This window comes from Pseudomonas sp. EZ-C24 (genome assembly GCF_014525325.1).
GTDB lineage: Bacteria > Pseudomonadota > Gammaproteobacteria > Pseudomonadales > Pseudomonadaceae > Aquipseudomonas > Aquipseudomonas shirazensis.
In genome coordinates this window covers 377,187-389,273 of sequence record NZ_JACDIU010000014.1, presented here as the reverse complement: position 1 = coordinate 389,273, position 12,087 = coordinate 377,187, and the positions used below count along the sequence as shown (strand labels likewise).

9 protein-coding genes are annotated in these 12,087 nt (G+C 59.0%); 4 read left to right on the top strand and 5 right to left on the bottom strand.

Going from position 1 to position 12,087, the window contains the following annotated elements:
* Nucleotides 1–195: 195 nt before the first annotated feature.
* Entirely contained in the window at nt 196–1,500 is a 1,305-nt protein-coding gene (locus IDM28_RS10885; protein WP_188035902.1) for an SIR2 family protein, read from the top strand.
* Entirely contained in the window at nt 1,497–3,218 is a 1,722-nt protein-coding gene (locus tag IDM28_RS10880; protein ID WP_188035901.1) for an ATP-binding protein, read from the top strand. The genes IDM28_RS10885 and IDM28_RS10880 overlap by 4 nt, the downstream gene beginning before the upstream one ends.
* A 324-nt stretch (nt 3,219–3,542) precedes the next feature.
* Here IDM28_RS10880 and IDM28_RS10875 read toward each other — a convergent pair whose 3' ends face one another.
* A complete protein-coding gene (locus IDM28_RS10875; protein WP_188035900.1) occupies nt 3,543–4,178 on the bottom strand; it encodes an HAD family hydrolase in 636 nt (211 codons plus the stop codon).
* A gap of 137 nt (nt 4,179–4,315) precedes the next feature.
* Here IDM28_RS10875 and IDM28_RS10870 point away from each other — a divergent pair, with 137 nt between their 5' ends.
* Nucleotides 4,316–5,068 (top strand): alpha/beta fold hydrolase, encoded by a 753-nt coding sequence (locus tag IDM28_RS10870; RefSeq protein ID WP_188036365.1) that lies wholly within the window; start codon nt 4,316–4,318, stop codon nt 5,066–5,068.
* A gap of 142 nt (nt 5,069–5,210) precedes the next feature.
* Here the strand turns inward: IDM28_RS10870 and IDM28_RS10865 are convergent, their stop codons facing one another.
* The 4 genes from IDM28_RS10865 to IDM28_RS10850 form a co-directional block, all read right to left on the bottom strand.
* The gene (locus IDM28_RS10865; RefSeq protein WP_188035899.1) at nt 5,211–6,167 is read right to left on the bottom strand and encodes a DMT family transporter; all 957 of its coding nucleotides are present in this window, start codon (nt 6,165–6,167) and stop codon (nt 5,211–5,213) included.
* 67 nt (nt 6,168–6,234) lie between these two features.
* Nucleotides 6,235–6,975, bottom strand: coding sequence for a helix-turn-helix transcriptional regulator (locus IDM28_RS10860; RefSeq protein WP_188035898.1), 741 nt, complete (start codon nt 6,973–6,975; stop codon nt 6,235–6,237).
* Between the two features lie 328 nt (nt 6,976–7,303).
* A complete protein-coding gene (locus IDM28_RS10855; RefSeq protein ID WP_101319281.1) occupies nt 7,304–7,552 on the bottom strand; it encodes a CsbD family protein in 249 nt (82 codons plus the stop codon).
* Between the two features lie 135 nt (nt 7,553–7,687).
* Nucleotides 7,688–7,996: a putative quinol monooxygenase gene (locus IDM28_RS10850; protein WP_188036364.1), complete on the bottom strand. Its 309-nt coding sequence runs from the start codon at nt 7,994–7,996 to the stop codon at nt 7,688–7,690.
* A 356-nt stretch (nt 7,997–8,352) separates the two neighbouring features.
* On the opposite strand from IDM28_RS10850, the gene IDM28_RS10845 reads away from it, so the two are divergent.
* Nucleotides 8,353–12,081: an autotransporter domain-containing protein gene (locus tag IDM28_RS10845; RefSeq protein WP_188035897.1), complete on the top strand. Its 3,729-nt coding sequence runs from the start codon at nt 8,353–8,355 to the stop codon at nt 12,079–12,081.
* Nucleotides 12,082–12,087: the final 6 nt, after the last annotated feature.

Here is a 12,087-nt window from a genome sequence, read left to right as displayed (position 1 = left end):
CACCCTTCGCTTCCACGTGTCTCAGCCAGCCAGTTCAAGATTAGGTCGCCTTCAAGCTATACGTGTTGCTCATCACCGGCTTTAAAGCCATGATGGCATTATGCTCACACTGCGTTGCCCATAGGTTTCATCACGCGCACTCGATTGGCCAATAGGACGCCATTGGGATACGCCACACCTACAAGGACCGTGTTGATGTCCAACGAAAACGCCCCGCCAGCCGTCACCCCTTCAGAAGATGCTGTAGTACCCTCGCCCGCTGCTGACAAACCTGTGGAGCTCGATGCCAACCGTAAGGGCCTTCAAGCCTACCTGGCACCAGGGGCTTCTGATTGGGCGCCATTGAATGAACACGCCCACACCGTCCTCAAGGGCGCTCCACCATCTGATCCAGCAAAGATCATCTCCAACCGCACAGCTCTGTCGGATATGCTCGCCGCGGCATTGCAAGTTCCCAATCTGGGCTTCTTGGCAGGAAGTGGAACGTCTTTAGGGGCTCCAGGCGGGCCAAGCATGTGGGATCTGTGGAAGCGCTCGATGTGCACTCCTGGCTCCGGGGATCCTACCGAAGCGGCAGCACGCGTGATGGATGTGGTGCACTACAAAGAAACCACCAATCCGAACATCGAGCATTTCCTTTCACAGTGCGACGCCTATCTCGCCTTCAACAAAGACGCGACCGTCGAAGAGTTCGTCAGCGCGGTCAAAGCAGTCATCCTGGACGCATGCTCTGCGTTCCTGCGGGCCCCGACCGCAGATATTTCTGCATACAGGCAGTTGCTGCAGAAGCTGGCGAGACGACGAGTCCGAGATCCTCGCCTGAAGGTCTTCACCACAAACTATGACATGTGCTTCGAGACAGCAGCCTCTGACCTCGGCATGATGGCCATCGATGGGTTCTCCTACACCCGTAGGCGGCGGTTCGATGGTAAGCATTTTAGCTACGACATCGTCAGGCGAGAGGCGGAAGGTCATGAGTTCGCCGAAGGTGTGTTCCAGCTACTGAAGTTGCATGGTTCAGTCAGCTGGAGCAGAGAGGAAAAGGACATCTACGAAGACACCGCGCCTACGCCTGCGAACGCGTGCCTCATCTACCCTGCCAAAGGCAAATACCAGCAGGCATTCCTGCAGCCTCACTTGGAGCTTCTGTCGCGCTACCTGGAATTTCTGCGTCAGCCTAACAGTTGCCTCATCGTGGCGGGCTTCGGCTTCAACGATGATCACCTCTCAGAGCCAATCTTTTCAGCGATCCAATCCAACCCGAGCCTGAAACTCATACTCTGCGATTTCCAATGCATCACACACCTGCACAATCGGGGGCATCATGGCTCAAGCGATTATTGGGGCAGATTCCATGACCTCGCCAAGTGTGGCCTGGACATCCACTTCATCTGTGGCTCGTTCAGCGATCTGGTCAGCCACATACCGCACCTGAGAACAGCCTCTCCCGCAGAGCAGTTGGCGAATGCCGTCAGACGCCTGGGGGGCCACAACGTATGAGTGCTCTCGACGGAATTCTTGCTAGCAATCTCAAAATTGGCGTGGTTTCGAGTGTGAGCGCCCATCTGGTAAAGACCAACCTGGCACATGCCGGCAACGTGAGCGGCCAGTACTTGGGACACAACCGGTACGGCAAAGGTGAAGTGGGCGAGCTCGTGCTCATTGAAGGCCAGCAAGCCGTGTTGCTCGGGCGCATAACCGAGGTGACACTGCCTGACAGGGATCGCTCGGAGATTTCCCAAGACTTTGCAGGCAGCCGCCAAATTGATGCGATCGGCTTCATACGCCTATTGGGCTCAGTAAACCCGCAATCATTGCGAGTCACAGCGGGAGTGAGCTCATACCCACGGCTTGGCGATCGGGTCTATTCCGCCCCTGGAGAGTTTATTTCCCAGATCCCGTTGTTGACTTCAACGGGGGTGGACGGTGCGCCGCCTGAGGTAGCGTTGAACCTTGGTCACGTTGCCGGGGATGGCGGATTTCCTATTGCCGTCACTCCCGAAAAGATATTTGGACGGCACTGCGCAATCCTGGGCTCCACAGGCGGAGGCAAGAGCTGGACGACATCCAAGCTGATCGAGGAATGTCGCCGCTTCTCAGCCAAAGTAGTGCTGATCGATGCCACGGGCGAATACCGCTCGCTCGTTGGCGATGACACGGTTCATTGCCACCTTGGCAGCCCTCTCCACCGGGCTGAAGGCTCTGTAGAAGTCGCGATCCCGCCGACGAGCTTCACCGAGTCCGACTTCATTGCCCTCTTTCAGCCATCAGGGAAAACGCAAGGCCCGAAGCTGAGGGAAGCGATCAAAAGCCTCCGACTCGTACATCTCGCACCTGACCTGTTCCCAAGGCACATCGTCTGGAAGGTAGACCAATCGAAAGAGGTCTATCGCGAGGCAATGAACAGAGACAACAACGCAAGCCTGGTAGGAAATCCAAGCACGCCGTTCAACCCTCGCAAGCTGGTATCTCAGTTAGTACAGGAGTGCTGCTACCCGACCGCTTTCAACGATCCAGAGCGTTTCGGGGGTGCGAGTAACGAGATTTCACATTGCTCATCCCTGATGACCCGCATCCTCGGCGTGATGGAATCGCCGTCGCTGGGCTGCGTCTTCAGTCCCGCCGCCGGCCTTCCCAGTTTCGTAGATCAACTGGACAGCTTCATTCGCAGCGAAAAGAAGCTGTTCAGGGTCTGCTTGAGCTCAATTGGATACGAGTTCAACGCCCGTGAGGTGGTGGCCAACGTTATCGGAAGACTTCTACTGCAGCGAGCCCGGGCTGAGGTTTTCAGGACAAAGCCGCTAATCACTATCCTCGACGAGGCTCATAATTTCCTCGGCAAAACCGTCGGTAACGAGGATGACCTACAGAACCTGGATGCCTTTGAACTGATCGCAAAGGAGGGTCGAAAATACGGTCTGAACATTTGCCTGGCGACCCAGCGACCGCGCGACATAACCGAAGGCGTGCTCAGTCAGATGGGTACCCTGCTCGTCCACCGGCTTACCAACGACCGTGACCGCGAAGTCGTTGAACGAGCCTGCGGTGAGATCGATCGCTCCGCTGCTGCATTCTTGCCAAACCTGAAGCAGGGCGAGGTAGCGATGGTGGGTGTGGATTTCCCGATCCCGGTTACAATTCAAATCAGTCGACCAACCCAGCCTCCCATATCGGATGGGCCGAGCTTCCAGAGCAGCTGGGGATCACCGGGGCGGTGATTTGACGCGTATGAGGGTGGAGTCATTCGCTTCGGAGTATAACGCCCCCACCGCAAAGGTTGGGGGCCAAACCAGAGATGATCTGCTGTTTACCCAGCAAAGGAAGGAGCACAAATGTACTCCAGCCGACCTCGGGCACACAGACGACGATTGACGCTTTGTCCTCGGGTGCTTTCCCTGACAAGGCCGATCTCTGATGGCAAGTGGAGCGAATGGAAGCTCCCTCGTTCGTGAAGACGGCGAGTAGCTTCTGCAGACCGTGTCTGCCGCCTGGTGCTCTCACACTCGCTTTAGAGATCGAATGCGAAGGGCCGCATGTAGGCATCAATCCTTGCTGAGGTTAATACCTGCAACAAATTCAAGCAGGTTACTGAAGCGCCCCGCTCCGCTTCGATCCAAGTGAAAACCTTCGAGACCTGCCGCCCTGGGCCCTTCAGCATCACAGCGTCGGGAATCTCCGATCATCATGACTTGAGACCCGTTCAACCCTGGGTCACGACTGGGGGCAACATCGAGCTGGGTGCAGATGTGTTGGTACATGGCCGCATCAGGCTTCATCAGACCTACCTCGGCACTGAGCGCATAGCCATCAAGCCCCGGCAGCAAATTTCTGACTCCCGGGCAATAAGGGCCGCCCAAATTCGAGCACACACCGATTCTTACTTTTCGATTTCGCAGCAGCTCGATAGCTGGCAGCGCATCTTCAAAGGGTGTGATCGATTGAATTTCAACGTCGAGGGATCTCTGAAGCTCAGCGAGTTGAGCGGAGGACAGCTTGATTCCAAAAAAATCAGCAGCCTCCTGCAACCCACAGGCGTTGGTCATGATCCAGCGGATGTCATCGGGTGACGCCACGCGCCCTTGCTGTGAGCCTAGGCGCAGAAGCCGTCTATAGGGGCTCTGCCGGTTCCGAATCTCAAGAAGCGTACCGAAGGCATCGAAAATCACCCCATCTACCATCTGCCCCTCCTCAATGAATCAAGATAGCCTGGGCGATCACTGGCATTTAGCCGCTAGCCAACCACGACACCATGGCCTGCCAGCTCGTTTACTAGTGTTTTACGTCGAAGCATTTTGGGAATGGTGAAGATGCTTCTATATCCGTAAAAAAGACCCACCGGAACAAACAAAAGACCCAGTCCGTATGGAGGCGCATCGTTCCCCTGCTAGCTGACCATCGCACCCTGTACTACTTCGACCTGATCGGGTACGGCCAGTCTGAGATGAGGGCGGGTCAGGACGTTTCGCTGGCCGTCCAGAACAATGTGCTCACTGCCCTCTTTAAAGAATGGGGCTTGAACCGGCCAGACGTGCTCGCACATGACTTCGGCGGTGCTGCTGCGCTGCGAGGGTACTACCTGAACGGCCTCCGTTACGCGTCTCTTACCCTGTTCGACGCAGTCGCTTTGGCTCCGTGGGGCTCGCCGTTCGTCCAGCATGTCCGCCAACACGAGGCAGCATTTGCTGGAATGCCCGATTACATGCACCGCGCGCTGCTGGCTGCTTACCTGCAAACCTCAGCAGCGACCCCGTTGAGTGAAGAAGCCCTGCGCATCTACAGTGCCCCTTGGGTGGGTGAAGTTGGGCAGCCTGCGTTCTATCGGCAGATCGCGCAGATGGATCAAGCGTTCACTGACGAGATTCAGCCGCTGTACACAAGACTTGATTGCCCGGTGTCGGTTTTATGGGGCGCTGAAGACGCCTGGATTCCGTATGCGCAGGGCGAGCGTCTTGCCGAGCTGATTGCCCAGCAGCCCTGTATTCGAGTCGAGAATTGCGGTCATCTCATGCAAGAAGACCGGCCCGAGGCCATTGTGGCGGCGCTGTTGAACCACATCGGCGCAGGCTGAAAAGTCGCTCCCACTGGATGCCGGCATGCCTGGAAGGCCGCCGAATACGATAAGCATTGTTAGTCCTTTACAGTGTTTCAGTGCGACATTGAGCGTGGTCAGCCCTGCGGCAGTAGCTGCCACTGCTCACCCGGTGCGCTTCCTAAAGCGGCATGACACGGCTATCGCGGCGATGCTGAGTACGGTGACAATTCAAACACCAGACAACACCTGTAACCAGCAGTGCAATTGCTGCAATTTCGTATGGGTCAGGAAGCCGATGCTCCCATAAAAAGCCAATAAGCAGCGCCGCCAATGTCTCTATCACGAGCACTTGCCCACTCAGTGCCAAGGGCAGGAGCCGGCTCGCCTGGTTCCAGCACGCGCCGCCCACCACGGAAGACAGAAAAGCTACCCCGCCAGCTACCAGAAGAAAATCAAGCCATTCAGTGTTGCCGTACGTTCCGGCCTGCCACCCCAGCACAGGTAGCGCCAAGAGCAATGATTGAGCGCCCGTCATGACCCCTGTCAGCAGTGCCCAGTCATTGGAGGAAACGCTGGCGACCTGAACCAGACGTCGAGCGTTACTCACCGCGAACCAGCTCCAGGTCACTAACGCGCCCGCCGCGCACAGAATCCCTGCGATGTTGGTGAGGATATCGGTCCGGTCGCCGTTGGTAATTGCATGCCAACTGATGAGCGTTACCCCGCCCACTGCACAGCACAGCGAAGGAACGAGCTTGCGCAGCGGAACGGCATTTTCGTCATGCCGACCTGCCAGTGTGATGAGCACCGGAATCAGCCCGACAATCAGCGATGTTGTAGCTATGCCAACCAACTGCACGCCGGTGCCCACCAGCGTGTAGTAGATGAGATTTCCTATCAGGCTGAGCCAGAACAGCGACTTCCAGTCGGCCTTGCTGAGCTTGGCGCACACGCGCTTCCAGCGAGGTGCGAGCAGCGCCCCGGAAATCACGCCATAGCAAAGAAACCTCAGCACGGCGAATTGCAGGCCGCTCAGTTCGGGGGTCAGTTGCGGGCCGAGGAAGATCACCCCCCAGCACAGACCCGCACACACCCCGTAGAAGATACCTTTCAGCAATAATCGATCTGCACCCATTTCACCCGCGCTCCAAAACCTGATGAGCGAAGTCTGGAGCAGCTGTTTCGGTGCGTATTGTCGGTAACTACGGAATGCTTTTCCCAGGCTGTTGCTGCGCACGACGGTAGGCCGCCGGGGTCGTGGCTTTCAGGCGCTGCATGGTGCGTGTCAGCGATGCCTGGTCGCTGAAGCCCGCACGCAAGGCTATTTCAGCAATGGGCAAGGCAGTTCCACGTAACCATCGCTGCGCTTCCTGCACACGCAACTCGGTCAACCAGGCCTGCGGACTCATGTCGAACACTTGCCGGAATCGCTGATGCAGCTGGCTCACGCTCATGTTGGCAAACCGAGCCATGGCTTCATTGTTCCAATGGGCTCCAGGATTGCTCCGAAGACGACCAATCAACCGCTCCATAGGGTCGGTAAAACAGGTAGCGTCCGGGCTCAGGGAGGACAACAACAAGGGCCCCAGCTGGCACGTCGCGATGGAGAGTTGCGCATGACCTATCAACTCGGCGAACTCGATGAGCCGACGCGTTGCGGGGGGGATTGGCACATAGATGTTTCGAGCCAGGCGCTCGATGTGGAGCGTTTCCAGCGTGGAAGGCGCGCAGTCCAGAACCAAAAAGCGGCTATCGATGTCGCAGTGTTGCGAGTGATCTGAGCCAGGTTCCACAAGTGCCGCCAATGACTGATCAATACATCCGCCGCGACCGTTTACGTCTATGTCCATTCGGCCGCGAATCGGCAGGACCAATTGAGCGTGATCGTGGTGATGGTGAGGGGTGTCCCGCTCATAGCTGCGCACTTCGAGGCTTAAAAACATTACTGCACCTTCCGCTCCGGCAGGTTATCCGACGTGTGTGTTACTGCCCTACTCCACAGCCGTTAACACTGTCAGCGCGAGCGGCCTTGGAACTCACCGGATCATATCCCTTTTGCTCATGGCCTGCTTTCCAGCAGGACAGAAGATTCCTCGCAGTGTGCTAACGGATAGTCCAGGGAGATGCGGAAACAATTGAGCCTCCAGCTAATCAGACGGAGGCCCAACAGTAGTACAGTATGTGTTTAATGCTGGAGCTCGCAGAAGCTCAAGCAATGCCTCTCGCCTTCAACGGCTAACCGAGACAATTACTAGAGGCTCCTGCCTGGACTCAGCGGCGCAGAACGCGATCCAGCACCAACAGGGCAATCGCGCCAATAGCCATCGCAGTCACCGGCTTTTCTTTGACGAAGGTGGACACGCTGTTCATTGCATCGCCGTAGGCCTGGGTCACTTGACCGCATGCCTGGCGGCCCGCACCTTCTGCCTCGAGGCTGGAATCACCAAACAGTTTCCCGACAGCGCTCTGGGCTTTACCGGCAACTTGTTCTACTACGCCTTCAACCTGTTCACTCTTCATGTTCGTCAAACCTTCGTGTGTCAGTGGGGAGGCTCAGGGTCTGCCTGAGCCGTAGATAGCTGCACAAGGTTAGGGTGACAGGCGTCATGAATAGTTCAACGTCGATGCGCACCGGTCATATCGCCAAACGACTAGCTACGCCGACACCTGCTCAAGAAAGATCAGCTGCAATGGCTCAGCCAGCAGATCATCAGCGATGCCAGCAAAGTGCTGGAAATACGGCATGGCGAAATGCGCATCGAGCGCGGCCTGATCTGCGAATGCCTCGCGCATGTAGAACGTGCCACGCTCATCACGCAGCTCGAACAATACGTAGTCCAGGTTGCCCGGCTCCGCACGGGTCGGTTCGACCAACGACAGCAGTGCATCCTTCAAGGCTTTTCGTTGACCAGGCTTGGCCTTGAGTACGGCAATTGATACCAACGCTTTGGCGGACGCATCCATCATAAGTTCTCCAGAACAATGAGTTTGAGGACCACCGTGGTCCGTGGCGATGATATTCACCTGGCAAGCTCTGCAGAAAAACCCTCGCATTCCGGCAACACTTTCGCTTTAACGGTGAAAATGAAGCCGCAAGGTTTCCGGGTTATCGCGTTCCTCAACGGGAAGGCGTCAAGTTCGGCACGCACGTGCCGATATCCCTCAGAGCGACTGTCCAAGCGCCATCCTGGCCCCTATCAGCGCCCTGCTCTATCTACCAGCTCTGAGACTGTAGTGAGTATTCACGGCAAGACACGGGCGTTATCCGTTTCGCCAGCTACCAATAACTGCTTGATAAAAGCCTAAGCACCGGGTGATGAATGCGCCGTATATCGTTGGGCCAGTGGCTGCGCGCTGGGGTGGCCGTGGCCGCGTTGACCGTATTCAACACCGTTCCAGCGTTCGCGCTATCAAATGGCTGTACGGCCATCAACAGCTTGTCCGGCTCAGTTTCACTGGCATTTGGTACGAACAAATATCCCGCCTCGGACTTTCTTCCGGGAGATGCGCTGACGCTGACGTTCAGTGACAGCGGGGCGGCGTACCAGGGCAATCCCACCGCTGCTGACAGCCTTAGTCTCGCTCGCTACAGCCTTGCCGGTTTTCAGACCTACAACGCAGCGAACAGCACCACCAATACGCCGCACACGGTCAGCATGACCGTCCCCGCAGGCAGCCTGGAGGCCAATGGTGCAGCCATTCGGGCTACGACCTCCAATGGCCAGATCAGCAACCTGGTGTTCAGCTGCACCAGCCTCAGTGCAGTATCCACGGATGCCACCCTATCCAGCCTAACGCTCTCGACAGGCAGCCTGACGCCAGCTTTCAGCACGGCCACCACCAGCTACACCGCTTCGGTCGCCAACGCTACAAGCACCCTCTCCCTCACACCGACCACCACAGACAACAACAGCACGGTCACAGTGAATGGCACACCGGTAAACTCAGGTAGCGCTTCCCCGCCCATCGGCCTCGCAGTGGGTTCGAACGTCTTCACGCTGCTGATCACGGCTGCAGATGGAGTCACTACCAAGTCTTACACCATCACCGTCGACAGGGCCCAAGCCGCGCCGCAGGCCAGTGCGGTTACGGCCAACGTGAGTGCCAACAGCACGAACAACCCGATCAGCCTGGCCATTACCGGCACCGCCAGCTCGGTCGCCGTCGCTACTGCAGCCAGCCATGGCACAGCCACGGCGAGCGGAACCAGCATCAGTTACACGCCTGTCGCGGGCTATTCAGGCAGCGACACCTTCACCTATACCGCGACTAACAGTTCAGGCACTTCTGCGCCGGCGACGGTCACTATGACCGTCTCGCAACCAACACTGATCATCACTCCGTCTGCCGGTGCATTGCCCGCAGGCCAGGTCGGCAGCAGTTACAGCCAGACCATCAGCAGTGCTGGGGGCACGGCATCCTATGGCTACGCAGCCAGCGGACTGCCAGCGGGCCTCTCGCTGAATGCCTCCTCCGGCGTGCTCAGCGGGACGCCCACCACTGCCGGCAGCTACACGCCATCGGTCATCGTCACCGACGCCTATGGCGCGACCGCCACCACCAACTACACCCTCTCGATCGTGGCGCAGGCGCCGGTGGCGAGCGCCGTATCGGCAAGCGTTGCCGCCAACAGCACAGGCAACGCGCTCACCCTCAACCTGTCCGGCGGCCCTGCCGACAGCGCGGCGATCGCCAGCCAGCCCCAGCATGGCACCGCCACGGCGTCTGGCCTTGCCCTGCGCTACACGCCTGCAGCGGGCTTCGCCGGGGTCGACAGCTTCAGTTATACCGTCACCAACGCGGCCGGCACTTCTGCGCCGGCGACTGTAACCATTACCGTCACGGCGGTGACGCTTGCACTCAGCCCGGCCAGCGGCCCGCTCCCCGGCGGCACGGTCGCGTCCAGTTACAGCACCTCGCTGCTGGCATCCGGCGGCACTGCGCCTTATCACTATGCCGCGACCGGCTTGCCGAGCGGCTTGACCCTCGACACCAGCAGCGGAGTGATCAGCGGCACACCTACGCTGGCCGGCGCCTATAGCGTTGCAGTCACGGCCACGGATAATGTTGGCAATGCCGGCACTACCAACTACACGCTGGCCATTGGCACTGCCTTGCCCACGGTCGCGGCAGTATCCGCAGTGGTCGCCGCCAACTCGTCGAACAACCTCATTGCCTTGGGGCTCTCGGGTGGCGCTGCTACCACCGTGACCGTCACATCGTTGCCGTTGCATGGCACGGCGGTCGCCAGTGGCACCAGCATTCGCTACACGCCCCAAGCAGGATTCTCGGGCAGTGACAGCTTCAGCTACAGTGCCAGCAATGCCAGTGGCACATCGGCTGCTGCCAGCGTTTCCATCACGGTCAGCCCTGCTACCCTGGTGCTGGCTCCGGCAGCCGGCGCGTTGCCCGCTGCCACCGTGGGCAGCGTCTACCGGCAGAATGTGAGTGCCAGCGGCGGCGTCAGCCCCTATCGCTTCAGTGCGGCCGGGCTGCCGGCCGGGCTGACGCTGGACCCGGTATCCGGCAGCCTGTTCGGCACGCCGACTACTACCGGCAGCGGCTCATTTTCGATCAGCGTGACCGATGCCAACGGCACCCAAATGACGGCCAATTACTCGCTGCTCAGCAACGGCGTCACCCCCGAGGCAGCCGATGTCAGTGCGTCGGTTGCGGCCGGCCAGAGTGTCGCCCTGAACCTGACTGCGGGCGCGAGCGGCGGCCCGTTCACCTCTGCAACCCTGCTCGACACACCGTCGCAGGCGTTGGGCAGCGTGCGCCTGAACCAGACCGTCCTTGAATTCACGGCAGCGGCCAGGGCCAGTGGCACCGTCACTTTGCGCTTCACCCTGGCAAACGCCTGGGGTGTCTCGCAGGTTGCAACACTGACCCTGCAGATCAATGCACGGCCTGACCCGGGCAAGGACGCCGAAGTGATCGGCGTGCTCAATGCGCAGACCCAAAGTGCTCAGCAGTTCGCCCGGGCGCAGGTCACCAACTTCACTGACCGTCTTGAGCAACTGCATAGCCCGGACGGGCACCGCAACGCCTTCAATCTGCGCTTCAACCCCACGCAGGCACACCCACGGAACAAGCCAGGCCAGGCGGCCGACAGCGAGCAGACCGATCTCGATATGCTCGCAGCCACACAGATGCTGGCCGACGACCAGCCGCAACTGATGCATGCAGATCCAGCCGACCATGACCCCACTGCGCCTGCCAGCGGCAATGTATCGGTATGGACAGGGGGCTATGTTGATTTCGGCAATACCGAGCGCGGCGGCAGCAAGGTCAGCAGCACCCTGATTGGCGTCAGCAGCGGGATCGACTTTCGCTTGAGCCGTGCGCTGACAGCCGGAGTGGGGGTTGGCTATGGCAGCGACAAGAGTGATATCGGCTCTGCCGGCAGCACTAACCGCGGCAAGTCTTACAGCGTGGCTGCCTATGCCAGTTATCACCCGAGCGCGGTATTTGTCGATGCACTGCTCGGCTACAGCCGCCTGCAATTCGACAGTGAGCGCTTCGTGACTGACTCCGGCGGCTACGCCAAAGGCAGCCGCGACGGCGATCAGCTGTTCGCCTCGCTAAGCTCTGGCTACGAGCTGAAAAGCCAGAACTGGCTGGTATCGCCCTATGGCCGCTTGGATACCTCTACGACCTGGCTGCACGGCTATCAGGAGTCGAATGCAGATGCCAACAACCTCGATTACGCCCAGCAGCGTTTTTCACTGGTGTCGGGCGTGGCTGGCCTGCGTGGGCAGTACGGGATTGCGCTGAGTTGGGCCTACCTGACGTTGCGCTCGCGCCTGGAGTTCAGCCACACCTTCAACTCCGAATCCAGCGCCCGCCTTGGCTATGCCGATGTTGGCAATTCAACCTACACGATCACCACCGAAGGCTTCGGTGACGACACCCTGGCTGCGTCGCTCGGGATGGATCTGCTGTGGGCATCGGGGCTGAGCACCGGGATTGGCTATCAAGGCACGCGGGCACTGGGGCAGCAGTCGCGCTCGGATGCGCTGTCGCTGCGTGCTGCCTATCGCTTTTAACATCCC